The sequence below is a fragment of the Sphingobacterium endophyticum genome (genome assembly GCF_009733535.1).
In the GTDB taxonomy this organism is placed as follows: Bacteria; Bacteroidota; Bacteroidia; order Sphingobacteriales; family Sphingobacteriaceae; genus Sphingobacterium; species Sphingobacterium endophyticum.
On the sequence record NZ_ML771899.1, the window covers coordinates 275,249 to 299,732 of the forward strand.

The window sequence follows — 24,484 nt, forward strand, 5'->3', positions numbered from 1 at the left end:
TGTTGAAATCATCATACCTAAGAGACTGACCATTTGAAATAAAAAGATCATACTTCTGACAGTTTTCTGAGAGTAATTGCAAATCTATTTTTGGTGAGAATTTTACCCAAACAACTAAAACTCCGTTGGGGATTTCAAATTATACAAATTTTTGTAATTCAGATTTCAAGGACTTACAAATTATATCCCGTCTTTCTGTATATAGAACAATGGATTTTCACATATCTCTTAAAAGTTCCATCTTCAATCAATTCAGCCATTGTATTGTCCATAATTTGATCTCCTTGGCGATCAACTACTAAACGGACTTTTGCAAAAATTCGATCAGTTTTGGGTCAGCAATTATATAACCTGCTCGGAAAGCAGGAGAAAGATTTTTCATTTGTTTGTAAATGGAAGAATTTTGTTGTTTTTATTTCACCGATCCTTCGGTTTGCTACGCAATAGGTGAGGTAAAACATCAACAGGCTGCTATCGCGACATGCTGCGGATAACCCGGACATGGGACTTGAATGCCTCTCGGAAGGTCGCGTATTCCACGTTCTTTATACCTAGCTCCCTACAGGTTTCCTTTACGATCTTATTGATAGCAGGATAATGCACGTGGCAGATCCTGGGGAAAAGATGGTGCTCCAACTGGAAATTCAATCCTCCGAGCAACCAGGTCAATACCCTGTTCTTAGTGGCGAAATTAGCTGTCGATTGGACCTGGTGTACCATCCATTCTTCCTCCACTTTGTCGGCAGCTATGGACTTAAATTCTGTTGCTTCGACTACATGCGCAAGCTGGAACACGGTCGCCAGACAGATCCCGCAAACTATCCCCGTCACTAACATCCCGATCAGGGTCGGCAACCATCCGACAATGACCAAAGGAATGACTATGAATATACAGAAATGGAACAATTTGCTCACCCAAAAGATAGCTTTCTCTTTATTCGGGAAAGCAAATCTTTCAGAATTTTTACCAAGCTTTTGCCGGAAGTACTTTTCATAGTCCTGAAAGAAAACCCATGCGAGGTAAGATATACCATACAGGAAGATGAAGTAGTACCGCTGATACTTATGATAGCCCCTGAGCACTTGACCGCGGTGAACCCGCATAAACTTAATCTCAATATCATGGTCCTCTCCGTTGATATTGGTGTACGTATGGTGAGCAATATTGTGTTTCAGTTTCCAGAGGTATATATTGCCCCCCACAAGGTTTAGCGAGTACGAGAGCAAGGTGTTGATCTTAGTATTGCGCGATAAAGAGTTGTGTCCGGCATCGTGCATGATATTAAAGCCGATTGCTGCAAAATTTACTCCCAGTAGCACACAAAATAGGATACTGATCGGCCAATATGGCTGCACAAATACTAGAATCGCATAAAGACCGATAAATGAGGCGAAGAGGATGGCTGCCTTGAGGCCGATCCTCCAGTCACCTGTTTTAGATTTACCGCTCATCTTAAAGTATTCGTTTATCCTTATTCTGAGCGATTTTGAAAATAACGTATTTGCATTGCTGAATTTTATAGTTGGTGACATGTGGAATTGTTATGGGTACTAAGAAAGATAAGGGTCGTTCAGTGTAAGAGTCTATTTCTTTTTCTTGCTAAACACATTTGCTGTTGTTTCTTTTGGAGTCGAATCTTTTTCCTGTTGATAGGAAGATTGAGTCTTCACTTTCGTACTTTTTGCTTTTTTCTGATCTTTACTCATGATGGGTATACTTTATACTGTTCGTTTCTTTTGCTTGCCCATCATTTCCTATGATTGGCCTTTAGCAGGGTTGGCCTGAACCGGACAGGTCAATAATTTGTCCTAGCGATTTGAAAAATTTCATTTGCTTTAGAAAGAAAGGGATTGTTACAGAACAATCTAAAAAATTTCAGAATAAAACAACATGTTCTATTTCATGTACGATCTGCTGAATGGGGGTAAGTAAGTAGCAGGCTTTCAGTTAAAGGTAATGATAATAATTGACATTCAGTGCCTTATGTTCGTTAAATTTTGAGATGGCACTTGACTACCCATAGGGTTCCATTATAAGTCTGGCCAATAGATAACTCAAGGTTGGTTCTGTACCTTGATTGATATTGACTGTATCCTCTTCTAGTCCATCAAAGCATCCTCCTTGAACAGGATTGTAAACGATTTGTCCAAGTTGGTTCCGGTCCAGGAACCATTCAGATGGATTGCGCATTATGAAACTTTGCCAAGGATTATTCCCAATCAAGTATCCTGGCCATTTTCCGACGTGTCAATGGCGGTTCAAATGGATTACAGGACAGGATTAATAGGACAGCTTATTACGGTAAGATGTTGAAGCAGCGATGAAAAATGAAAACTCTCCAATTTCTGAGAGTCACAGGATGGTCAAAATAACGGAAAAAAGCCAAAGGCAACATTCAAGCAGGTGATGGGTTCGCCCGTTACCTATTCCTTGATAATCGTTGTTGGGGCATTCCAGATGCTTTTCTCCTGAGTAATCTATATAAATAATGATTTCAGGGATTTTGAAAGAAAGATGAACGATAAAGCTCGAGCAGCAGGAAAGGTTATATGAAAAAGTGATCGATATGGTCACACCAGCATTCAACAAGGTAAATGAATCCTCAACGAAAGTACATAGTGCGGTGGTTAGGCTTGACAGTGTGGCCCAACAACTAAAAGAAAGGAGCCAAGAGATGAAATGGTTACTAATGACGGTATTGTTACTCAGGGTATCAACAATCCCCTACAGGAAAACTGAAGAACACAAGTTTGCCAAACGAATTGACGAAATAATCCAGCCACTTGATTATATTAGTTTAAAGTTAGAGGCTAATACCAAAAAATTAAAAGATCTATGAAAAATCTGGTCATAATCATAATCTGTATTCTGTTATCGAGATGTGGACTTTTTAAAAGTCAAAAATGATCGGCAAATCATTTAAAATCTGTTGAAGTTTCGAAAGAAATAAGGGCTTCAACCGAAACAGAAAAGAAAAAATAGATAGGACCAATATAGAAGTGAAATCGAATCTTCAGACAGACTAAAAGACAAAGGTCTACCCAATGAAAGGAACTGAAATAAGATTGAATCCTGATGGTTCAATGACCTTTCAGCCCGATAGTATAATCCAGAATACAAAAAGGAACAGCATTGAGGCAAGGCGTATTGTGAATAATATTATTTCAATTTTAAACCAAAAGAAGGACAGTATCTAAAATGAAGGCAGAAAAGAGGTTCAGAAGGAAAATCATATTGTCAAAGAGTCAGTTCCGGATAAATGGGCTGTATTTGTCAACAATATAGGTTGGTTCATTGGCGCAGCAGCTCTTATAATTATACTATTTTGGTGGTTTTTTGAGATTGGTAAAAATATAAAATAATATAAGTAAAGAGGTGGACTATAAAATATCCCCATAACAAGTTTAGAGCATGGGGATATTATTGAAGAAACCAAATCATCGGTAGATGGGAATTGGTATATGAAAAATCATCAAGTGATTTACGGCTTTAAAAAATCCCTGATCCATCTGCACAGATTAGACCAGGGACTAACAATAGATATTAATAAACAATTTCTTAAAAACCCTGCGTTGATCTGCAGGGTTCAATTGTAACACAATCCCTTTCCGTTTAAGGGATACCACTCATTTAACCAAAGGCAATTTGAGCGGTAACTTACTGAGAATTTAATAGGTTGGCATCGTGAATGAAACGATGTCAACTTTGGTAAGGTAGTCTTTAATTCAATCACCTGTATAAACTTTCGGATATATTCCTAAATTATTAACTTGCTCTTCAATTTTGATCAGCCATTGTTTACCATCTACAGTGTCCATGGTCCACATTTCACCTTGAATCTCCTTATTTTCCCCATCAGGAGAATAATAAGGATGCCCTTGAATTGTAACAGGAAATGTAATTCTTTTCCTGTTCGTTTCGATACTTTCGTCAAGTATTACTTTTGCAGTGGAAAGGATTGTTTCTATTGGGATCTTTTTCATATATTATAAACAAATATTTAAGATATTTGTGTCAGAATAAAATATCATTAAGTAAATCAAAACATTTTGACTCTGATTTGTTCCATGTATAAACAAAATGGATGAAGATTCGACATTAGACGTAAGGGCATTCGTAAGTAGATATGCGGGTATGGATAGCTAGGAACAGAAAGAAAAAAGAAGCAAGAGAATACGCACAGAAGATTTTAAATGATAATCCAATAATTTTAAATCTTGTTTTAGAAGATATTCATGAAGTAGTAGACAAAGGATAGGATTTTATTTTACTCCATCTATTTAGTGTATTTGCTAAAAATATTAGCAATTTTGAACCATTTCACAGCCAGCATGGATGAACAGGAACAAGCTAACGCCTAGTGACGTTGTCTCGCTCATTAAGACAGTAAGGGTTAACGGTTTCTGGATATATCATGAGAGGCATCAAAGACTCTATACTCTGGAAGAATTTGAAGAGAACTGGATTAAGGTAGTACACTCAGACGGCAAAGTCAACAACTTCAAGGAATTCAAGATCGTTAACCCTATGTATGCAGTACGCTTGTGTGAAAGATGGATTGACATTGCAAACCAAAGGGAGCAGGAAATCTTAAAGAAGCTGGAAGGATATAATGCAGAGTTTAAGGTTAAGAAATAATTTAAAAACTATTTGCTTTTTAAGTGTAATATTAAAAATTTTTTATCATAGGTATTCAGCAATTAGTTCAATTCAGGCCATCTATTAAGGTGGCTTAATTAATAATATTCTGCAATTTAGATGAGAAAAGTAATATTTACCACAGTAATACTTCTATGTATTATTTCCTTCATTCTTAATATATTCCTGCTAGAAAAAAATATGATATTAAAGAAGGAAATAGACTTAAGGGACTTTTTAATAGTCCAATCAATAGAAAAGGTTGAGGAGATTAAAAAAAAATTGACTGCACCTATCTCATCAATTTATAAAGGGACAGGTATAAAACGCCTTAAATATTATTGAAACATAATACTAATATTAAGTTAATGTTAATTACATAGCTTTTAATTGGTTAAATATTTGCAAATTATAAAAATTGAAAAAATAATTGTCTTGTGAATCAATATTCTATAATTAATGTTTAAGCATCTATCAATTAAGCTGCTATTAAGCGTTTAAATCATGGAGTTTGTGTTATAAAATTTCAACAAATTTAAACTTCTATGTTTTCTAAAGCAACAAAAGCGCAGAAAATCGATTTTCTTACAGAGTTTTATGAAGGAAAGTACAGGCGGAGAGATTTTAAGTTTGGAGCATGAGAAGTTAACCTGTCTTTAAATCCTGATGATTTGGAAAAGTTATTACTTGAGATAACCTTATGTGCAGATTTTAGGATCATGAAACTTCATGACAGTGAAGGAGATTGTTTCATTATAGCGTAATGAAAATAATACGGGAGGTTTATTTTTTCTTAATGTTTATCGTAAAATAAAATTAGTCAAAGATTGGGATCATATTTCCGCATTGGTATTTTACCTGCATTAAATAATTGATTTTTGGGAAAAGGACAGAAAGTTTACTGCGGAGATTTTATATCTGGTCTATTTAATGGTTGGTGAATTCGACCAATCCACAGATTTAAGGAATGATGTACTTACATTTTCAGAAAATGATATCAAGCGATTGGGCGACCTTATGCTTAAAAATATCGAAAAAAAGGAAGTATAAAGCCTAACGGTGGGTTATGCTCATGTATTTTGGAACCCAAGAAAAGTTATAGGAAGGAATTTTTGAATTGCCCATTTAAAAAAAGATTTTTTAATGGCCTTGAGCGTTAATTCTGATCGTCCGTTGCCTCAGATCTCTAATTTCAAAACAATTTCATTGATAAATTAATAATAAAGCTACTCTACCCAGTGGCTTTATTATTAAAAAATCTCCGATCCATCTGATATGTCGCGAACAGATTAGACCAGGGACTAACAATAGAAACTAATATAATAAACTTCAAAATGAATTTAAAAAACCCTGCGTTGATCTGCAGGGTTCACTTTGAAATAATCCCTTTTCTGTCTTAGGGATTCCACTCATAATGCATGAACAAAACTGAGTGTTAACTGACTGAGAAAGTAAGTCGTCAGCATCGTGAATGAGACGATGTCAACTTTGGTAAGGTAGTCTTTTAATCAAGCACCTGTATAAACATTCGGATATATTCCTAAATTATAAAACACTTCATCTATTTTTATTATCCATTGTTTGCCATCTACAGTATACATGGTCCACATTTCGCCATCAAAACCTTCTATTTCAGCTTCTTTAGAATAAAATAACTCACCGCTGAATGTAACAGGGAAAGTGATTTTTTTCCTATTTGTCTCTATTCCTCCGCGCAACAAACTCTTTGCTGTTGAAAGAATTGTTTCTTTTGGTATCTTCTTCATATATGTTGAACACTCCTAAGGATAAATGGTGTTAAATAAATTATAAATCAAAACATTTTGACTCTGATTTGTTCTATGTATAAACAAAATGGATGAAGACTCGAAATTAGACTTAAGGGCATTCGTAAGTAGATACGCGGTGTGGATAGCTAGGACTAGAAATAAAAAAGAAGCAACAGAATACTCAATGAAGGTCCTCAAAGATAACCCAGAAGTATTAAAACTTGTATTGGAGGATATTAAAACGGTGGTAAAAAAAGGGAACAAACAATCCTCTAAATAATCCTATAACTGATGAATCGTGTATAGAACCAATTTAAGGAACTTGCTTCATCTTCGTTACGGGAATAGCATTCAATCTCTTCCCTTGTTTTATCGAGAAGGTCTGAGCTTATATCCGAAAGGAAAGTGTCTCGATTATTGCACGATTCGGTATTCTTGATTGGATTTTGGTATTCGTTTATTGCTAAAAGTATTTTATCGATGGTTTCTTACATAGTTACAAAAATAGAAATTTATAATATGACTAAACATCAAGTTAAATTTTTAATCCTTAAAGGATATCACATTCTTAAAAATGGGGTGCCTACCAAAGTTGAAGATGGTTTATGGGAATACCTTGACACTTTAGATGAAAAGGATGATAGTATAGTAATATTGGAAGATGCTTTAAAATTGAGTGATGAGGAATTGGCCTTGGTGAAATATAAAGCCTAACTTTGGGTTAGGCTTGTAGCCAAATAAGTACCTTGCGATATTTTTGGTAAATTGCATATTCACTAAAACAATGAAAATATGTGCCAAAAAACAGACTATAATGCGCAAGGCCGCATTGAAACAATTACCATTGTGAAGGATGGTTCAATTCTGAAATCTGAACTTTTGAGAGATGCTCCAAAAAGGACCGAGTAAATGTGTTTTCTTTACACACTGAATGATGTCTTGATTAGTTTAGAAGAATATAACATATTGTTAAGCTCTTCTTGGAGACCTTCTCAAACCAAAATCTAACTTCAACCTCCTTTTGTTCTAGTAACCCATAACGCTTTGCAAATTTGTATTGCGTGCTATCACAATTACTATTAAAAACACTTTTCAACGGCAAAAGATACGGCAAAAAAAAATCTGGTGAACTACCTGCTGTTTAGCTGAATCACACTCTTAATTTATAATCAAAAACAAACCGTATAAAATTCTTGCATCCTTCCTGTTTGTATTGGGTCGAACTCTCGAACTCAATTATCTGTTTAATCATAAAAAATTGAAAATGAAAGAGGAAAACCTGCTAAAGATGACAAAAAAAAGGACTGAAAAGGCCTCAATATTCTATGGTAAAGCAGCAGGATCCCTGCAGACAGGGCCAATTACCTAATTTAAGTACTGGGAATAGACCTAGGGATAATATTCCAATATTGCTATCTTTGTTTTAGGATGATCAAGAAGGAAACCATAGAGAAGGTGTTAGATACCGCCCGCATAGAGGAGGTTGTGGGTGATTTTGTTGACCTGAAAAAGCGGGGCACATCTCTCATCGGTAACTGTCCGTTCCATAATGAAAAGACGCCGTCCTTCCATGTTTCGGTATCAAAGGGGATCTACAAGTGTTTTGGCTGCGGTGCTGGGGGCGATTCTCTAAAGTTTGTCATGGAGCATGAGAAGTACGCCTATCCCGAGGCCATCCGCTACCTGGCCGATAAGTACCAGATTCCGATTGAGGAGGTGGAAAGGAGTCCGGCGCAGCTTGCGGCGCAGGATAAGCGCGAGAGCCTGTATGTCCTGAGCCAATGGGCAGGAAGGTACTTCAGGAACCAGCTATGGGAAACCGATTTAGGCAAGAGCATCGGCCTGAGCTACTTCAGGGAACGTGGCTATCGCGAGGAAACGATCCAGAAGTTTGAGCTGGGTTATTCTCCTGAGGCCTGGACAAGCCTGGTCGATGCCGCTTTGGCCGAGGGCTTCTCCAGGGAATACCTTTCAGAGGTCGGTCTGGCAATTGACCGGGATGATAAGTCCTTATATGACCGTTTCCGGGGGCGCGTAATTTTTCCGATTCACAACCTGACCGGACGTGTGATCGGATTCGGTGGGCGGACCCTTAAGACGGACAAGAACGTGCCGAAATATGTTAATTCACCCGAGTCGGAGATCTACCATAAGTCGAACGTACTTTATGGATTGCACCTTGCGAAAAAATCTATCTCGGAGCGAGATGTGTGCTATCTGGTTGAGGGCTATGCCGATGTTTTGTCCTGTCACCAGGCGGGAGTCGAGAACGTCGTCTCCTCTTCGGGGACGTCCCTGACAACCGGGCAGATCAACCTGATATCTAGATATACCAAGAACGTGGTAATCCTGTACGACGGTGACGAGGCCGGAATCAAGGCTTCCCTACGCGGAACCGATATGCTGCTGGAGGAGGGCCTGAACGTAAAGGTACTGCTCTTCCCGGACGGTAACGACCCGGATTCGTACATACAGCAATTTGGTGCCTCGGCATTTAAGGAGCACCTGAGCAAGCATCAGGAGGATTTTGTTTTTTATAAGACCAATATCCTGCTGCGCGATGCACAGGGAGACCCTATCAAGAGGGCCCAGGTCATCCGTGAGGTCGTGAACAGCATCGCCCTGATACCCGATGAGATCAAGGTATCGGTTTATATACGCCAGTGCAGTGGGTTGTTGGACATCGAGGAACGCGTTCTGCTGACCGAGCTGAACAAGATCCGTATGGATAAGGCAAAGGCTAAGGGAAGGAAGGATTCCGGCCCGGATGTCGAACCGTCCATGCACCAACCTATGGATGACTTTATTCCAGCCGAGATGCTGGCTGCGATGGAATCTGAGGGAATTGCCCCGCCGCAGGCAGTCAAGCCAATCTCCTCGGAGATATTGATGGAGCGGGAATTGGTCCGCGTCCTGTTGAATTATGGGCGCGAGATGGTATCATGGGAGGGTGATGGCGATATCCCTGTCGCTCCCTATCTGTTGGCCAGCATGGACGATGTGACCTTTGAGGATCGGGCATGCATCAAGATCATCGAGGAATTTAAGGCTCAGGCCGAGCTATTTGAGGTTCCCGAGGCCAAGCTATTCTATTCTCACCAGGACCAAGAGGTTTCCAAGCTGGCGATCGACTGTATTGCCACCAAGTATGAAATCAGTCCGAACTGGAACGACGACAAAAGGAAGATCTTTGTCCCCCAGGAGAAGGATCAGTTAAAGGACCTTGTGAACCAACTGATCTATCGCGTTAAGAAGATTAAGATCGAGCAGCAGATGCACAAGATACGTGAGGAACTGAAGGACTGCAGCGATCCGGGTGATATTCAGATCCTGGTTGCGAAATACCAGAAGCTCAAGGAGGGGGAGAAGTTGCTGGGGGAATTTCTGGGCAATACGATCGTAAAGTAGCCATATAGGGATTTAGGAAAGGCCCAAAGCAGGATTATCACCACAGTCTGGAAAGAGGGCAAGGTGGATGCACTTAAAAAAAATAAGGTCCCTGATCGTACCTCGGTCACCTTAATCTGGAGGAGGGCCATGTTGGCTAGTGAAGACGGAAAAGAATTATGGGTATTAAAATGGAGCATTTTGGAAATTAAGCATATGTATAGAAGATTAAATCTAGTTGCCGGCATGTTGGCTATTTTGTCGGCCGGCATGGTTATCGGTTGCAAGACCCAGCAGGGTAAGTTAGAATTTGTAAGCCCCGGCAATGAAAGTAGGATATTGAAGGGAGAAAAGGTCGAGGTAAGACTAAAGTTTCCAAATCCCCTTGTGGATTCGGTGGTCTATTCGGTGGACGGCGATGTTTTTGAACGCAAGACGGATACCACTGCGGTTGTCTTTGACAGCGATACCCACGGTTATGGAAATATACGCCTGAGTGCAAAGGTCTACGCACAGGGCAAGGAAGACATTGCCTATAGGGAGGTAACGGTGGTTCCTCCGGCGGCCAGGACATACGCCTTTGAGGTCATCGGTACGTTTCCGCACGACCAAGGAGCCTTTACCCAAGGTCTTTACTGGGATCAGGGAAATCTATTTGAAACCACCGGACAGATGGGGGAGTCTACGCTGAGGAAGGTGGATCTGTCAACCGGAAAGGTCCTTCAGAAAGCAGATATGGCGTCGGACGAATTTGGAGAGGGAATGACCGTAGTGGGCGACAAAATGTACGTACTGACCTGGCAGAACAATAAGGGACATGTCTATGATAAGAACAGCTTTAGGCTATTGAAGTCTTTTGAGTACCAAAATAGTAAGGAGGGCTGGGGACTGACGCATGACGGAAAGCGCTTTATTAAATCCGACGGCTCCAATAAACTGTACTTTCTGGATCCGGCAACCCTTGCCGAGACGGGCTCCATATCCGTATTTGACGAAAATGGACCGGTCGACAGCCTAAATGAACTGGAATATATAGAGGGAAAGGTATATGCTAACCTTTACTATGGAGACCGGGACGAGGTTGTCATAATCGACCCCCTTTCCGGGGCAGTGGAGGGAAGGATAAACTTTGTGGGCCTATATAGCGAGAATCGGGCACCCTACGACAACGAGATGAATGGCATAGCCTATAAAGCCGACAGCGGGACGTTGTTGGTCACGGGCAAGCACTGGACAAAAATATTTGAGGTACGGATAAACGAGCGCTAGATCAGCCTGTTATCCGTCGCGATCTTGATCAGCGACATCATGTTCTTGGTCTTGAACTTGCTCATCATCCTCTTCCTGTGGGTTTCGATGGTCAGCGGCGAGAGGAAAAGTTCATCGGCGATTTGGACGGAGGTCCTTCCCAGTGCTATGAGCTTGAGGATTTCGGTCTCCCTCTTAGTCAGTTTTGGAAGCAGGGGAAGATCGGTGCTGCTAGGATTAGCGATGATTTCCTGCACGGCCCCGCTGAAAACCATCTGTTTGGTCATGGCCAGGTCCAGGCACTTTTCCAGCTCGTTAATGTCGATGTTCTTCAAAAGGTATCCCGAGGCGCCGTTTTGCATAAGATTTAGGATTACGCTCCGTTCAGTATGGTTGCTCAGGCCGAGCACTATGACCGACGGGGCAATTCTTTTAATCTCCAGACAGAGGTCGATGCCGTTGATATCCGGCAGCGAAATGTCGAGAAGAACAATATCCACCGGGTCGGTTTCAAGGAAGGCAAGAAGCTCGCTGCCCCTGGTGAAGGTTCCAGTTACCTGGTAACTCCTGATGCGGCTCAATAGGCCGACAAGTCCCTGCAGGATTAGGGAATGGTCATCAACAATGGCAATGGAGTAGGCCCTACTGTTAGTCATCTGGTTGTGATGTTAAGTTATTTCCCTAAAGATATATAAGATTTCGTCAATAAGTTGCCGAAAACCAAATTTCGCTATAAATGGCTATCCTAATAATGGGAGGGGCGGTAACCTTTTTGGCAGCCAGGCCCATATTTTGGCGCCCATCCTGGCCCCTACACGGCACATTCCCAGCAAACTTTTCTGACCGCACCAGAAGTTCCAGAACGGGAACTTTTTCAGTTTAGCAAAACAATACTGCGGCTTGAGTTGTAATTTAAAACAAAGGTCCAAAGGGCCTCTGCCGATTAAATAAGAAGTTCATGCCATGAAGGTTTTCAATGTTTCATTACCCCTCTTTTTATCGCTCTGCTTTTTCGCCTATGGACAGGGGAGTGATGCGGTCTATTTTAATGGTACGATCCTGACGATGGAGGATGGTCAGGGGACTGCACAGGCCCTGGCCGTTAAGGATGGCAGGATTACATTTGTGGGCAGCTGGGACGATGCTCAGGAATTTATCACAGCAAGGACGGTTAGGGTAGACCTGCACAATGGTACCCTGCTTCCCGGCTTTATAGATGTTCACGGACACATTACCTCTGCCGCCGGGATGATCCGGGCATTGGATCTGGCACCCTCCCCCTATGGGAGGGTCAACAGTATTTCGGACCTTCAGGCTGTCCTGGCCGAGGCTGTAAATCAAAAGGGGAGTGGGCCGACGGTACCGATACTCGGAAACGGCTACGACGATGCAATCATGGCGGAGCACAGACATCCGACCCGACGGGAGTTGGATGCGGTCAGCCTGAGTAGCCCCATAATGGTCGTCCACGCATCCGGACATGCAAGTGTGGCCAATAGTGCGATGTTGAGGCTATTGGATATTCCAGAGGATGTGAAAGACCCTGAAGGAGGGAGCTATGGCAGGGACAGTGCCAATGTCCTGAACGGAAAGTTGGAGGAAAACGCCTGCTTTGAAGCGCTCATGAAATTAACTTCCTTCTTGCCAAAGGATTCGGCTGCCTCCGGCCTTCCGAGCGACCTGGAGGATTTCCTAAGGGCCCAGGAGCAATGGCTGAGTTTTGGACAGACGACCATCTGCGACGGAAGGACAATGGGGGTGGGCCTGGACCTCCTGAGAAAGGCTGCCTCCATGGGTCTGCTTAAGGCAGATGTTGTTTATTTTCCGGATTATGAGGCCAACAAGAGCGCACAGGATGATTTTGCCGCCACCCATATGAGGTATGAGAACAGGTTGAAGTTTGCAGGCTTCAAGTTTTCCAATGACGGGTCCCCACAGGGAAAGACGGCCTGGTTAACCCAACCCTACCTGATCCCCCCGGAGGGAAAGGGGCCCGATTACAGGGGCTTTCCGATCTTTTCGGACGAAAGGCTGTATGAAGACCTAAAGGCAGTGTTTTCAAAGGGAATTACGGCCCAGTTGCATGTCAATGGGGATGCAGCCATCGACCAGGCCATCCGGGTCATCTCCAGGCTTAAAAATGAAGGTTACTACGTTCCCGGGCTGAGGGCTGCCCTAATCCACGTTCAGAACAGCAGGCCGGACCATATCGCAAAGATTAAGGAAATTGGGGTAATCCCGTCCTATTTTTCCTCGCATGTATACCTGTGGGGAGATTGGCATTACAGCAGCGTTCTCGGGCCCCAGCGCGCTTCGTTCATTAGCCCGGCAAATTCCGCGAGCAAGGCTGGAATCATTTTTACCATGCACCACGACGCACCCGTCACGCCACCTGATTTAATGACTGCGGTCTTTTCTTCGGTAAACAGGGTTACTCGTTCGGGAAGGATTCTTGGGGCCGATGAGCGGATTTCTGTTCTGGAGGCACTCAAGGCCATTACCATAAATGCGGCCTACCAGATACATGAGGAGGGGAGCAAGGGTTCCTTTAAGACCGGCAAGTTGGCCGATATGGTCATCCTGGACAAGAACCCCCTTGCTATGGACCCAAAGGACCTCAGGGGAGTCAGGGTATTGGAGACGATCAAAGAGGGAAGGACCCTTTACCGGAGATAGGCCGGGTCGATGCCGGTGCCTAAGGCCGTAAGGTCCCTCTTTGAAAGAAGAAAAGGGGCTTTTCAGTAATCGGTTCGTATTCGACTTTACCTGACTCTTCGATTCTATCGGGAAACAGGATGCCATAAAGGTGATCCACCTCGTGCTGGAATATCACTGCCGTAAAACCCTCTATGAGCTCCTCCTTGACACTTCCCTTTTTATCGATATACTGTAGCTTGACTGCGTAGCTCCGTTTAACGTCCTCCCTCAGGTCAGGGATGGAGAGGCACCCCTCGGCGCCCATTCTGATTAATTTGGAGCGCCAGATGATTTTAGGGTTGATATAGAATTCAAAGGGCTCACCAGCTTTATCCAGGCGCTGTACCCAAATGACGTTTTTATTGATTCCTACCTGCGGCGCGGCGATTCCTACCCCTGGGTGCTCGGGATTTTTGACCGTCAGGAGCATCCTTGCGGCCAGTTTTTCCAAAAGAGGGTCGTCGAACTTGAGATCCTCAGAAGGTTTTTTCAATACGGAAAGTTCTTTGGGATCCGTGATTTGGTAGACATGCATGAGTGAGTTTTGGTCACCAGCGTTGATTATGGCCTTTTCTTCATCGTTGAAATTCTTTGCGGTACTCGTGTTCACGTTTCTTTCGTTTTTAGGTCCTTTGTATTTTTTTTCTCCGGCTTCGATCTGGATCTGGCTGAGGATATTTTCCCTTGGAGGTTGGGGGCATCGATAACCATTACTATAGGCGCAATAGGGGTTGTATGCTCTATTGAAATCGATTTCTAATTTTCCGTCCTTGATATCATTGATGCTAAGATCCAGGTATCGGCCTCCTTCATAGGTCGTTCCTCCATTTGTATCGTCCATAAATGGTACAAAGAGGTGGTTTTTGTAGGTCGGGTTCTGAAACAGGGCAATACTTTGGTATGCGGTCAGTGCAAGTTCTTTACCGTTCAAGGTAAAACGTAGGATTGCATAGCGTTTGTATTCGTTGGAGGTACCATCGTAGGTAGGCATCCTGAATGTAGGTTCATTGAATAAAGGCTCTACATCTGCGGTTACTGCATATTCCTGATTTGGTGAAAAGAAGCTGATATATTCGACCTGATTCTGTCTTAGGGGACCGAATTCATCTTTGGTCATTTCCCTGACCTGATGCTCCCTGTAGTTTTCGATTTCCTTTTCAAAGGATTGGGACATCGCCATGAAAGGGGTCAATAAGATTATGATATAGATGAATGTTTTCATTTTAAAGAATAATATCTATCAAAAATATAGATATTTTTGGGAATTAAGCATAAGCGAATTCTAAAGTTTAATTGTAATTTTGGGAAAATTGCAGGGATATGAGAATAATGGCGTTTGATTACGGTACGAAGCGCATAGGTGTTGCGGTATCGGACAATTTGCAGATCATTGCCAGTGCATTAAGCACGGTTCATCCGGATAAGATATGGGAGTTTTTGGAGGAATATATGAAGGGGGAGACTGTAGGGACCTTTGTCGTTGGCAAGCCTATGCAAATGGACGGTACCGCCTCAGAATCGGCGCAGCATGTCGTTGGGTTTCGTAGGAAGTTAAAGAGGACCTATCCCCATATTCCGATTGAAGAAGTTGACGAGCGGTTTACCTCGAAGATTGCCTCTCGGGCTATATCCCAATCTGGGCTAAAGAAAAATAAGCGGGAGGATAAGAAATTAGTAGATCAGGTATCTGCAGTATTGATCTTGCAGAGTTACATGGACAGAAAATCATTTTAAGATGGCATTAAGGGATATACAGTTTTTTTCGGAGGATATCGAATTTACTTTAAAGGAGAAGCAGAAGGTTAGGGAATGGATCGGCAAGACAATCAGATCTGAAGGATTTAAGCGAATCGGGAGCTTGAGCTTTGTGTTCTGTTCGGACCCTTATCTGCTGGAGATAAATAAGCAGTATTTGGACCATGATACATTTACGGACATTGTGACATTTGATTCCTCGGAAGAGAAGGATTCTATAGCGGGAGATGTTTTTATTTCCGTTGATCGCATTCGAGAAAATGCGTCCAAGTTTTCGGCCTCGGAGCGGGACGAGCTACATCGGGTGATTATCCATGGCGTATTGCATCTTTGCGGCTATTATGACAAGAAAAAAGAAGAAAAGTCGTTAATGACCGAGAAAGAGGATTATTATCTAAGCAAGAGGGATTTCTAACGTCCCTTCCCATAAGAGTGAGTTGGGACGATAAAAGGGTGTTCCTATTAATTCATTTAAGATTAATTATTTGTTAGAGAAGCTTTCAAATTCTTTGTTTATCTGTTGATCTGACAGTGTTTCTCCGGAACTGATTAATATTCTGTACTTAAATTCTACGGATTGGCCAGCTTTCAGCTTGAAGTTTAGGGTTTCCCTTCCTTTGGAAAATTCTTTCTGACCCAGGGGATTTGCTGCAAACAGACCATATCCGCGTGCATGCCAATAGGTCGGATAGCCCACATTTTTTGGATTGTCGAGAATGACCAATGAAATCGGTTCATTTTCTATTCTACCCATGAGGTTAACCCATTTTCCTCGAGTGCCCCAGACATTGTCACCTTCGATTCCTTCGCTGCTGCGGTATTTTCCTGTTACGCGCTCATTGTTCATTTCAGCGACTTGTGTGGGGTTTCCACCCGCATCGGTAAATATTTCTGGTTTATCGGAAGGATGTTCCAATTCCCTGGCCAGCCTTATTCCGATCAGTCCCTCCTTGTTGTCCTCAAAGGATACTTCTTGCTCCATGGCGGTGAGTTTGGTGTTGATTTCTATTTCCCGCAGGGGCCCCTTTTCAGTGAATAGGTATTGGGTGTTTTCCTTGAGGATGGTATTTCCTTCAGGAGCTTGCCAATTCTTTGTAACCTGCAACATTGCCCTGTCCTTATTGGATTCCATTTTGTTAACGGAGACATGTTTTATGGTTCCGTAATTTTTTTTCTTTTCGGCGGGTATGGCCGTGGAGTTGTTCCAGAAATCCAGACCATTTATGTTTCCATAATTCAGCCAGAGACCGACATGGTGGGGATGGTCCACACGTTCGCCCGGCCTAGGGTCCAGGGGCCAGCCGCGCGTAATGAGGGTTCCCTTTTTTGTTCTTAAAGGATATAGAACAGGTTTCATCAAATCATCAGGATAGATGTAGGAGGTAAATGGTTCCCCGTTGAAAAGGATGTCCACCCGCTTTTCATTTTTATTTTCGACCATTTCAAATCCAGATTGTGCCATTACGTACGTGGTGAAGAATGTCAATAAGGGTAATGCCAGCAGGATTCGAAATAATTTCTTTTTAGCGTCCATGATTACTGTTTTAAAAATAGTGTTAACTCGTTATTACCTCTTGTCTAGCATCGTCAAATGTGACGCGTTTTCCGGTTTCCATTGCGGTTCTAGCCATGATGTTTGCTACTGAGTGGTTATACCCTGCCTGCACGTGAGCATTTGGGGTTTTTCTGTTTCGGACACAATCCATCCAATTTCTCATATGTAGGGATGTCATGGGGTCGCCGCCGGTGTTTGCGGAGGTTTCCATTTTTGTGGCGCTGGGGAGGGTGAAAGGTTGCAGGAGGTTGGCTTTCATTCCCATTTCTGCGGCAGATTTTTCTGAGAGCCCCCCTTCGGAGCTGACCTGGTTCGTATCGAGGTTTAGCATCCCGGCATTTGAGTAGTATAGTTCCTTAGTTCCGCCGGCGGAATTGGTAAATCTTGAGGAATAGAGGACCTGGAATCCTTTTGTGGGATCGTTGTTAGGTCCATAGTCCATTACAGCGGTAACGGTATCGGGATTTTCGCGGCCATCTTTCCATGTGTAGATACCGCCATTGGCCACTACGCTTCTTGGATGGTCCAGGCCGGAGAACCAATGTACGGTATCGATTTGGTGTGCCATCCATTGCCCCCAGATTCCCGATGAGTATGGCCAGAAGAGCCTAAATTCGAGGTATTTTCGGGGATCCCAAGCGACCTTGGGTCGATTCATTAGGAACCGGTTCCAATCGGTATCCTGTTCACGGATTTCGCTTACTAATTTTGGAAGTCTCCATCTGCCGGGTTGGTTGACATTCCAGGTCATCTCGACCATATTGATGTCTCCAAATTTTCCGGACTTGATATATTCGTCCGCTGCAATGTAGTTCGGCGCACTGCGGCGTTGGGAGCCCACCTGCAGTATTTTTCCTGTTTCTTTGACCGCCTTCAACAGTATTTTAGCGTCTTCGAGGGTCTCGGCCATTGGCTTTTCAACGTAGACGTCCTTTCCACTGCGGACTGCCTGGGCAGCCATCAGGGCATGCTGGAAGTCCGCGGTACTGATGATGACCGCATCGATTCCTTTTGCTGCGTGCAGCTCGTCGTTGTTCCGATATTTAATGATGCTGTTGCCGGTTTTTTGTTTGATATAGGCTTCAGCTTCGTCCCTTCTGCGGTTCCATATATCGGAAACGGCAACGAATTCAAAATTAAGCTCTTTGGCGTGATTTAGAAAGGAAGGAACGAGCGAGTCTTTGAAACGGTTGGAGAATCCGATAATGCCCACTCGGACCCTATCGTTGGCCCCGATAATATTTGCATAGCTCTTGGCGCTCATTCCCATAGTGGACAATCCGAAGACCCCGGCGCCGATTGCTGCTTTTTTAATAAAATCTCTTCTTGAATAATCTGCATTAGGTTTTTCCATGATTGATTAGCTTTAAATTATCAAGTCAGTTTATAGGTTTATGTTTTAGCGGCCTAGGTTAGCTGCTTATCATTAAGTAAGTTACGATTTTTCTTTTTAATTGTTGAAAAAACATTTGATTCATTTTGAAAAAGAGGAATTCAACCTATCTAAGGTGTAAAATTGGTATATTGCCCGGCAAAAGAACCCTAAATATGAGATTCAAGAAATATACAAGGTGCATCGTTTGTGTCCAGGCGATATTCATGTTGTTCATAAGCCCAACAGCCTATGGGCAGCGGACCCAGAAACCGCCGTTGCACGGGAAACACTGGATGGCTATTACGGGCAAGCCATTGGCCGCTACGGCTGGGGCGCAGCTTTTTCAGGATGGCGGCAATGCCGTTGATGCGGCCTGTGCCATGCTGGCGGCGACCTGTACGATGTGGGATGTATTGAGCTGGGGAGGCGAGACGCAGGCATTGATCTATCATCCAGGTCTAAAGAAGGTGATCGCGATCAATGCCCTGGGAGTTGCACCGACAGGTGCGACGGTTTCTTTTTTTAAGGAAAAGGGTTATGATTTTCCACCAGAGTATGGTCCTCTGGCCGCTTTGACGCCGGGTACTCCCGGAGGATTATGCCATATGCTTGCCGAGTATGGAACAAAGAGTCTTGCAGAGGTGCTGGCACCTGCAATGGAGATGGCCAAGGGGTATCCGATCGACGCTCAGACGGCAAACAGCATTGAACGGGGGAAGGATAGGATCAAAGAGTGGCCCTATAGCAAGAAGGTGTTTTTGGTCCACGAAGGGGCAGAGCGGGAGGCTCCCGAGGCCGGAGAGATCTTCGTTCAGGAAGACCTGTATCAAACGTTATCCAAGCTGGTTGAGGCCGAGCGTAAAGCCCTTGCCGCTGGGAAGGACAGGAAAGCTGCAATTATGGCGGCCTCGGATCGCTTCTATAAAGGCGATATTGCTGAAGAGTTCGTTCGGGGGAGCAAGGAACAGGGCGGATTGATAACTAAAGAGGATTTAGCGAATTGGAAACCGATTGAGGAAGAACCATTGCACATCAACTATAAAGGCATAGATGTCTATAAACTACAGCAGTGGACGCAGGGTCCGGCAATGTTGCAGGCGCTGCAGATCCTGAAGAATTTCGACTTGCAAAAGATGGGCTATAATTCGGCGAGTTACATACACACGGTCTATCAGTCGATGAACCTGGCTTTTGCTGACCGTGATTTTTACTATGGGGATCCCTATTTTGGACCGCCGTCTCCCATCGAGAGCCTGCTGAGCTCGGAGTATGGAAAGAAGCGGGCGGTAGAGATAGATCCTATGAAAAACAACCCCTTTACAGGTCCAGGGGACCCCTATTCCGTTAATGGCAAAACGAATCCCTATTTGGAGATGATCAATAAGAGGGCGGCAATCTATCCGCCTGTACAGGAGAAAAAGGGTGATTTTGTTCCCAAGCATGATGTGACGGGTACCCCCATGGGGGATGGAACCCCTTTGGTTCAGAATTTTGCGAGTGTTGATAGGGATTATATGGACCGTTTATGGCGAGGGACCACGACGGTCGAGGCGGCCGATGCCCAGGGCTGGGTGGTTTCGATCACTCCGAGCGGGGGGTGGCTGCCGGCCTGCATTGCGGGAAATACAGGGATTGGCATGAGCCAAAGGATTCAGAGTTTTGTTCTGGACTCCTTGATCAATCCATTTAACGTTGTTGCTCCGGGCAGGCGCCCCCGGGTCACCCTAACCCCCTCTCTGGCACTAAAGCAGGGAAAGCCATATCTTTCATTTGCCGTTCAGGGAGGGGATACGCAAGACCAGAATCTTTTGCAGTATTTTTTAAATGTTGCTGAATTTGGGATGACAGCGCAGCAGGCTAGCGAGGCTGCAAATTTCAACAGCAACCAATTGTGGCTATCCCTGGGAGGAACTAAGACGGAGGACCGCAAACCACGGGCTGGCAGCATCCTCCTGGATCATAAAACGCCAAAAGAGACTTTGGAAGCATTGAGGGATATGGGCTATAGCATTCAATTGGGAGATCGGACAAGCGGGCCTATCAATGCCATCTATTTTGACCAGAAGCATGGTACGCTATGGGGCGGCAGTAGTAACAACGGTGAGGATTACGGAATTGGATGGTAATCCGTTCGGGGAAAAGAATTAATCCTATATTTAAACTGCAATTCTAATGTGACATAAATTTTATTGAACAACTAGTGATGAATAAATACATGAAGTACAAATTATACTCTATATCCCTGGCCGCGGCGCTGACTTGGGGTCTTTCAGCCTATTCGCAAACAGTTCCCGTTTTTAAGGAAGGGGAGGCACAGGTTGTTGAGGGATTTAATACTCCTGAGAAATGGATACGGGAAGACCTTTGGGTCGAGACGGATTTTGATACGGATGGGGATGGTAAATTGGATCGTATGCATGTTGACGTAACGCGACCCTTTCAGACGGAAACGGAGCAATTGAGGCTGCCCATCATCTATGAGACCTCCCCCTATTATGCGGGGACGGCGGAGATGGTCGATGGGATTATGTGGAACGTAAAGCATGAACTGGGATCGGATGCCCCTACAGGGCGTCTACATCCGGAGGTGAAAAGAACGGGGGAGCGTCCCATTATTTCGAACAGTCTGATTAGGGAATGGGTAAAACGCGGTTTTATCGTCGTCCATTCTTCATCACCAGGGACGGGGCTGTCCGATGGATCGCCGACGATTGGCGGTCCCAATGAGTCATTGGCCCCAAAAGCTGTGGTCGAGTGGCTCTGCGGGAAGGACAATGGTTATAAAGATAGGGTAGGCGGTGAGAAGGTTAAGGCCTACTGGTCAACCGGAAATGTAGGGATGACGGGGACTTCGTTCAACGGTACCTTGCCCATCGCCGCAGCAACAACAGGTGTTGAAGGTCTAAAAGCCATCATTCCGGTAGCCCCAAATACTTCCTATTATCACTATTATCGGTCGAACGGTTTAGTTCGTAGTCCTGGGGGTTATTTGGGAGAGGATATAGATGTACTGTATGATTTTGTACATAGTGGGGATGAATCCAAGCGGGCATACGGGAATAAAGTGATCCGAGATACGGAGATGGCCAACGGCCAGGACCGAAGGAGCGGCGACTACAATGATTTTTGGGCCGGCCGTGACTATCTGAACCATATGGCGGGGATGAAGGCCGCACTACTGATGTCCCATGGATTCAATGATTGGAACGTGATGCCCGAGCACAGCTACAGGATTTATAAAAAGGCCAAGGAGATGGGACTTCCGGCCCAGATCTACTACCACCAAGATGGCCATGGTGGCCCACCGCCCATGCAGATGATGAACCGTTGGTTCACCAGGTACCTTTTTGGCATTGAGAATGGTGTTGAAAAGGATGCCAAGGCGTGGATCGTCCGTGAAAATGACCGTCAGTCCGAGCCGACCCCGTATGCCGACTATCCAAATCCTGCAGCTTCGGACGTTGCCCTATATTTAGGGGCCGGTGGGTTAAACCATGGGACCTTGGATTTCCAAAAATCGAATAAATCCGTTAAAGAAACATTGGTCGACGATGTTTCCTTTACGGGGGATTCGCTTGCCCAGCTTGCAAGTTCACAGCATCGTTTGCTTTACCTGAGCCCCGTCTTGAAGAAGCCGCTCCACCTTTCAGGAGTTTCGAAAATTTCGATCAAGATGGCCAGCACAAAGACGTCGGCGAACCTGTCTGTCTGGCTAGTTGCCCTACCTTGGGAGCAACAGGGCAAACAGGGCAGGATTACGGACGATATCATCACCCGGGGCTGGGCAGACCCTCAGAACCACGCGTCGCTAAGGAATGGCAGTGCCCTGGTCCCTGGAAAATTCTATGATGTTAGCTTTGATCTGCAGCCCGATGATCAGATCATCCCTGCCGGTCAGCAGATCGGACTGATGATCTTTTCGAGCGACCCTGAGTTTACCCTGTGGCCGGATGCGGGCACACAGATTACCGTGGACCTTGAGGGTACCATCCTGACCCTTCCGGTCGTCGGTGGAAGGGAGTCGTTCCGGGATGCGCTACGGTAGCCGGAAGGGCCATGGCCAAGGTCCGTTCATTTCTTTGGTACGACCAGATGCCTTGATGCCGGGTCCGAGAGCAATCTGTCCATTTCAGAATAGGTGATTTCCTGAACTTCCCTCTTGATCATGAGGTAGATCTGCTGGACGCTTTTTTCGTCCAGCTTCCTTATAACCTCCGGTTCTCGGAAACTGGACTCCTCGCTTGCCAGTTTCCGATGATGATTGATGACCTTTCCATGGAATGCCTTGAGGGAGACGGGAACCTGCGGGTCGTCTGCTACCATTCCCACGAACTCACCAGAGGAGAGGCTCGATATGGTCGAAGGGGGGATAGCCAATTCAAGCTGGCTGGAAAGGCCTATGGAGGTATCGCTGGAACCCAGCGACAGGCTTTGCCTTTCCTGCATGATCTTTCCGAACCTCTCGGAGAGCTGTTTGGCGGTCTCACCTGATACCTGACCGCTGATCACGTTGCCCACGATATTAAGTATTACGTCGGCCTGGTCCCGTCCGTAGTCCTTCCTAAGCTGCGAGATGTCCTGGACACAAAGGCACGTTGCAACCCTATTGCTTCTGGCCGTAGCGATCAGGCTGTCGATATTGTTCAAGTAGATCGTAGGAAATTCATCGAAGATCAGACTGCACTTCTGCATTCCCTTTCTGTTGACCTGCTTGATGAGCCTGTTTACGAACAGGGAAAGAACGGCCCCATAAATCTGTACCTTCTGAGGGTTGTTCCCCATGCAGACGATCTTGGGAGATTCCGGGTTATTGATGTCAAGGGTAAAGTCGTTTCCCGAGAGTACATAGTAGAGCTGGGGGGAGGAGAGCCTTGCCAGGGCGACCTTGGCCGAGGCCACCTGCCCTTCGAGCTGCTCCATGGCGTTGTTCAGGTAGGCGTTCACAAAAGGATTTATCAGAACCTGTATCTCCTCTTGGCTTCGCAGTAGCGAGAAAAGGCGGTCATAATCCTGCTGCATCAGCTCAATGACATGGGGAAGCGTGCAGTATTCCCCGTCCTGGTAGCGTCTGAGGTACCAGATCACTGCCGTCAAAAGATTGATGGCCGATTCCACAAAGAAGTCCCCCTGGCGCTTGATCCATTCCCTGTTCAGTCCGAGCAGGATGGTCCTGGCGGATTCGGCCGCATCGGTTATATCGTTCATTGCGGATGGCTCCAAAGGATTGCAGCGATGGGAACGTGCTAGGTCGTCAAAGTCGATCCTAAAGAATTCCATTTTCCTGCCGCCCAGGATCCAGTGATGGTAGGCAATCTTGGATAGGTCGTCGTATTTAAAGTCATAGACAAGCATCGAAAAGCCCTTCTTGATATGTTGAGAGATGACGTGCCTAATTATGTAATAGGATTTGCCTGATCCGGGGTTTCCAAGGACCAGCAGCGCCCTGAATGGATTGATGACGTTGATCCACCCCTTTAAACTACGGTTTTTCAATCTAAAGCGATAGGGCAAATTAACAGAAAATTCATTCTCGAGCAACCCCTGCTGCTGCGGGAAGGTCTGGTTCTGCAGGTTAAATATGTCCTGTTGGTCAATTCTCGTCCAGATGATTCTGGCAATGGTTGTCATCCCCTTGATCACCATTAGCAGGCCCATAGAACACAGTGCATAATATCCAATTAGGGACCATGGTGAGCGCTGAAAAAAATACAGCAGCAGGCCGCTGAGGAAATATACCCCATGTCCCCAGAGTAGCCACAGAAAGGCAGTGCCGAGATTGAACTTTCGGCCCTTTCTTCCTCTGGTGCCCATCAACGAGAACAGCAGGAATAACAGACAGAAATATTTGGAGGTATTGAAGGAGTCAAGCAAGCCGGTTCCTGATATCGAAGAAAGGATCCGATCCGTAAGCTTCCAGTTCAGGCCCAGATCTACGAACCAGACATATCCCAGATGGTAGTAGTGAACGCCAAGAATGACGAAGGCTATCCAGCGGCACATATCGGCTATCTTTTTCATGGCTTGGGGATTTTCGGTACTGTTCATACTCTTTGAGATCT

22 protein-coding genes are annotated in these 24,484 nt (G+C 44.7%); 12 read left to right on the plus strand and 10 right to left on the minus strand.

The window, feature by feature from the left end:
- Window positions 1–471 precede the first annotated feature (471 nt).
- The 3 genes from E0Y80_RS01310 to E0Y80_RS01315 all read right to left on the minus strand — a co-directional run bounded on the left by E0Y80_RS01310 (window position 472) and on the right by E0Y80_RS01315 (window position 2,191).
- Window positions 472–1,533 carry a fatty acid desaturase family protein gene (locus tag E0Y80_RS01310; protein ID WP_156305599.1) on the minus strand — a complete coding sequence of 354 codons (1,062 nt, stop codon included), beginning with the start codon at window positions 1,531–1,533 and terminating at the stop codon, window positions 472–474.
- A gap of 51 nt (window positions 1,534–1,584) precedes the next feature.
- A complete protein-coding gene (locus E0Y80_RS20850; RefSeq protein WP_262885843.1) occupies window positions 1,585–1,707 on the minus strand; it encodes a hypothetical protein in 123 nt (40 codons plus the stop codon).
- A gap of 307 nt (window positions 1,708–2,014) precedes the next feature.
- Window positions 2,015–2,191, minus strand: a complete 177-nt coding sequence (locus E0Y80_RS01315) for a hypothetical protein (protein WP_156305600.1) — start codon at window positions 2,189–2,191, stop codon at window positions 2,015–2,017.
- 376 nt (window positions 2,192–2,567) lie between these two features.
- Here E0Y80_RS01315 and E0Y80_RS01320 point away from each other — a divergent pair, with 376 nt between their 5' ends.
- Complete coding sequence (locus E0Y80_RS01320; RefSeq protein WP_156305601.1) at window positions 2,568–2,840, plus strand: hypothetical protein; 273 nt, start codon at window positions 2,568–2,570, stop codon at window positions 2,838–2,840.
- 205 nt (window positions 2,841–3,045) lie between these two features.
- The gene (locus tag E0Y80_RS01325; RefSeq protein ID WP_156305602.1) at window positions 3,046–3,198 is read left to right on the plus strand and encodes a hypothetical protein; all 153 of its coding nucleotides are present in this window, start codon (window positions 3,046–3,048) and stop codon (window positions 3,196–3,198) included.
- A gap of 528 nt (window positions 3,199–3,726) precedes the next feature.
- Here the strand turns inward: E0Y80_RS01325 and E0Y80_RS01330 are convergent.
- On the minus strand, window positions 3,727–3,984 hold the full coding sequence (locus tag E0Y80_RS01330) for a hypothetical protein (RefSeq protein WP_156305603.1): 258 nt from the start codon (window positions 3,982–3,984) through the stop codon (window positions 3,727–3,729).
- 352 nt (window positions 3,985–4,336) lie between these two features.
- Between E0Y80_RS01330 and E0Y80_RS01335 the strand changes: the two genes are divergently transcribed.
- Entirely contained in the window at window positions 4,337–4,639 is a 303-nt protein-coding gene (locus E0Y80_RS01335) for a hypothetical protein (RefSeq protein WP_156305604.1), read from the plus strand.
- Window positions 4,640–6,147: 1,508 nt separating this feature from the next.
- Here E0Y80_RS01335 and E0Y80_RS01340 read toward each other — a convergent pair.
- Window positions 6,148–6,405 (minus strand): hypothetical protein, encoded by a 258-nt coding sequence (locus E0Y80_RS01340; protein ID WP_156305605.1) that lies wholly within the window; start codon window positions 6,403–6,405, stop codon window positions 6,148–6,150.
- An 88-nt stretch (window positions 6,406–6,493) separates the two neighbouring features.
- Between E0Y80_RS01340 and E0Y80_RS01345 the strand changes: the two genes are divergently transcribed.
- The 4 genes from E0Y80_RS01345 to E0Y80_RS01360 all read left to right on the plus strand — a co-directional run bounded on the left by E0Y80_RS01345 (window position 6,494) and on the right by E0Y80_RS01360 (window position 11,064).
- A complete protein-coding gene (locus E0Y80_RS01345; RefSeq protein ID WP_156305606.1) occupies window positions 6,494–6,688 on the plus strand; it encodes a hypothetical protein in 195 nt (64 codons plus the stop codon).
- Between the two features lie 239 nt (window positions 6,689–6,927).
- Window positions 6,928–7,122, plus strand: a complete 195-nt coding sequence (locus E0Y80_RS01350) for a hypothetical protein (protein ID WP_156305607.1) — start codon at window positions 6,928–6,930, stop codon at window positions 7,120–7,122.
- A 714-nt stretch (window positions 7,123–7,836) separates the two neighbouring features.
- Window positions 7,837–9,816, plus strand: coding sequence for a DNA primase (dnaG, locus tag E0Y80_RS01355; RefSeq protein ID WP_156305608.1), 1,980 nt, complete (start codon window positions 7,837–7,839; stop codon window positions 9,814–9,816).
- A 63-nt stretch (window positions 9,817–9,879) separates the two neighbouring features.
- Entirely contained in the window at window positions 9,880–11,064 is a 1,185-nt protein-coding gene (locus E0Y80_RS01360; RefSeq protein WP_231595880.1) for a glutaminyl-peptide cyclotransferase, read from the plus strand.
- Here the strand turns inward: E0Y80_RS01360 and E0Y80_RS01365 are convergent.
- Complete coding sequence (locus E0Y80_RS01365) at window positions 11,061–11,699, minus strand: response regulator transcription factor (RefSeq protein WP_156305609.1); 639 nt, start codon at window positions 11,697–11,699, stop codon at window positions 11,061–11,063. The genes E0Y80_RS01360 and E0Y80_RS01365 overlap by 4 nt on opposite strands.
- Before the next feature lie 307 nt (window positions 11,700–12,006).
- On the opposite strand from E0Y80_RS01365, the gene E0Y80_RS01370 reads away from it, so the two are divergent.
- Complete coding sequence (locus tag E0Y80_RS01370; protein ID WP_156305610.1) at window positions 12,007–13,719, plus strand: amidohydrolase; 1,713 nt, start codon at window positions 12,007–12,009, stop codon at window positions 13,717–13,719.
- A 19-nt stretch (window positions 13,720–13,738) separates the two neighbouring features.
- On the opposite strand, the gene def is transcribed toward E0Y80_RS01370, so the two are convergent.
- Entirely contained in the window at window positions 13,739–14,962 is a 1,224-nt protein-coding gene (def, locus tag E0Y80_RS01375) for a peptide deformylase (RefSeq protein ID WP_197091443.1), read from the minus strand.
- 98 nt (window positions 14,963–15,060) lie between these two features.
- Here def and ruvX point away from each other — a divergent pair, with 98 nt between their 5' ends.
- Together ruvX and ybeY are read left to right on the plus strand one after the other, a co-directional pair.
- The gene (gene ruvX / locus E0Y80_RS01380) at window positions 15,061–15,474 is read left to right on the plus strand and encodes a Holliday junction resolvase RuvX (protein WP_156305611.1); all 414 of its coding nucleotides are present in this window, start codon (window positions 15,061–15,063) and stop codon (window positions 15,472–15,474) included.
- Between the two features lies 1 nt (window position 15,475).
- Window positions 15,476–15,910: an rRNA maturation RNase YbeY gene (ybeY, locus tag E0Y80_RS01385; protein WP_156305612.1), complete on the plus strand. Its 435-nt coding sequence runs from the start codon at window positions 15,476–15,478 to the stop codon at window positions 15,908–15,910.
- 66 nt (window positions 15,911–15,976) lie between these two features.
- Here ybeY and E0Y80_RS01390 read toward each other — a convergent pair whose 3' ends face one another.
- Both E0Y80_RS01390 and E0Y80_RS01395 read right to left on the minus strand, forming a co-directional pair.
- Window positions 15,977–17,029, minus strand: coding sequence for a DUF6807 domain-containing protein (locus tag E0Y80_RS01390; RefSeq protein WP_156305613.1), 1,053 nt, complete (start codon window positions 17,027–17,029; stop codon window positions 15,977–15,979).
- Window positions 17,030–17,051: 22 nt separating this feature from the next.
- On the minus strand, window positions 17,052–18,404 hold the full coding sequence (locus E0Y80_RS01395; protein WP_156305614.1) for a Gfo/Idh/MocA family protein: 1,353 nt from the start codon (window positions 18,402–18,404) through the stop codon (window positions 17,052–17,054).
- 194 nt (window positions 18,405–18,598) lie between these two features.
- On the opposite strand from E0Y80_RS01395, the gene E0Y80_RS01400 reads away from it, so the two are divergent.
- Entirely contained in the window at window positions 18,599–20,551 is a 1,953-nt protein-coding gene (locus E0Y80_RS01400; RefSeq protein ID WP_156305615.1) for a gamma-glutamyltransferase family protein, read from the plus strand.
- Window positions 20,552–20,640: 89 nt separating this feature from the next.
- Window positions 20,641–22,470, plus strand: a complete 1,830-nt coding sequence (locus E0Y80_RS01405) for a Xaa-Pro dipeptidyl-peptidase (protein WP_156305616.1) — start codon at window positions 20,641–20,643, stop codon at window positions 22,468–22,470.
- A 26-nt stretch (window positions 22,471–22,496) separates the two neighbouring features.
- On the opposite strand, the gene mobC is transcribed toward E0Y80_RS01405, so the two are convergent.
- Window positions 22,497–24,470, minus strand: coding sequence for a conjugal transfer protein MobC (gene mobC, locus E0Y80_RS01410; protein ID WP_156305617.1), 1,974 nt, complete (start codon window positions 24,468–24,470; stop codon window positions 22,497–22,499).
- Window positions 24,471–24,484 lie beyond the last annotated feature (14 nt).

What these genes read in the sequence shown, in the direction of transcription:
- E0Y80_RS01365 (WP_156305609.1), bottom strand. Translation starts at nt 11,699, where the DNA reads ATGACTAACAGTAGGGCCTACTCCATTGCCATTGTTGATGACCATTCC.
- E0Y80_RS01340 (WP_156305605.1), bottom strand. Translation starts at nt 6,405, where the DNA reads ATGAAGAAGATACCAAAAGAAACAATTCTTTCAACAGCAAAGAGTTTG.
- E0Y80_RS01320 (WP_156305601.1), top strand. Translation starts at nt 2,568, where the DNA reads ATGGTCACACCAGCATTCAACAAGGTAAATGAATCCTCAACGAAAGTA.
- dnaG (WP_156305608.1), top strand. Translation starts at nt 7,837, where the DNA reads ATGATCAAGAAGGAAACCATAGAGAAGGTGTTAGATACCGCCCGCATA.
- E0Y80_RS01310 (WP_156305599.1), bottom strand. Translation starts at nt 1,533, where the DNA reads ATGTCACCAACTATAAAATTCAGCAATGCAAATACGTTATTTTCAAAA.
- E0Y80_RS01330 (WP_156305603.1), bottom strand. Translation starts at nt 3,984, where the DNA reads ATGAAAAAGATCCCAATAGAAACAATCCTTTCCACTGCAAAAGTAATA.
- E0Y80_RS01325 (WP_156305602.1), top strand. Translation starts at nt 3,046, where the DNA reads ATGAAAGGAACTGAAATAAGATTGAATCCTGATGGTTCAATGACCTTT.
- ybeY (WP_156305612.1), top strand. Translation starts at nt 15,476, where the DNA reads ATGGCATTAAGGGATATACAGTTTTTTTCGGAGGATATCGAATTTACT.
- E0Y80_RS20850 (WP_262885843.1), bottom strand. Translation starts at nt 1,707, where the DNA reads ATGAGTAAAGATCAGAAAAAAGCAAAAAGTACGAAAGTGAAGACTCAA.
- def (WP_197091443.1), bottom strand. Translation starts at nt 14,962, where the DNA reads ATGAAAACATTCATCTATATCATAATCTTATTGACCCCTTTCATGGCG.
- E0Y80_RS01335 (WP_156305604.1), top strand. Translation starts at nt 4,337, where the DNA reads ATGAACAGGAACAAGCTAACGCCTAGTGACGTTGTCTCGCTCATTAAG.
- E0Y80_RS01400 (WP_156305615.1), top strand. Translation starts at nt 18,599, where the DNA reads ATGAGATTCAAGAAATATACAAGGTGCATCGTTTGTGTCCAGGCGATA.
- ruvX (WP_156305611.1), top strand. Translation starts at nt 15,061, where the DNA reads ATGAGAATAATGGCGTTTGATTACGGTACGAAGCGCATAGGTGTTGCG.
- E0Y80_RS01370 (WP_156305610.1), top strand. Translation starts at nt 12,007, where the DNA reads ATGAAGGTTTTCAATGTTTCATTACCCCTCTTTTTATCGCTCTGCTTT.
- E0Y80_RS01350 (WP_156305607.1), top strand. Translation starts at nt 6,928, where the DNA reads ATGACTAAACATCAAGTTAAATTTTTAATCCTTAAAGGATATCACATT.
- E0Y80_RS01345 (WP_156305606.1), top strand. Translation starts at nt 6,494, where the DNA reads ATGGATGAAGACTCGAAATTAGACTTAAGGGCATTCGTAAGTAGATAC.
- E0Y80_RS01315 (WP_156305600.1), bottom strand. Translation starts at nt 2,191, where the DNA reads ATGCGCAATCCATCTGAATGGTTCCTGGACCGGAACCAACTTGGACAA.
- E0Y80_RS01390 (WP_156305613.1), bottom strand. Translation starts at nt 17,029, where the DNA reads ATGGACGCTAAAAAGAAATTATTTCGAATCCTGCTGGCATTACCCTTA.
- E0Y80_RS01405 (WP_156305616.1), top strand. Translation starts at nt 20,641, where the DNA reads ATGAAGTACAAATTATACTCTATATCCCTGGCCGCGGCGCTGACTTGG.
- mobC (WP_156305617.1), bottom strand. Translation starts at nt 24,470, where the DNA reads ATGAACAGTACCGAAAATCCCCAAGCCATGAAAAAGATAGCCGATATG.
- E0Y80_RS01395 (WP_156305614.1), bottom strand. Translation starts at nt 18,404, where the DNA reads ATGGAAAAACCTAATGCAGATTATTCAAGAAGAGATTTTATTAAAAAA.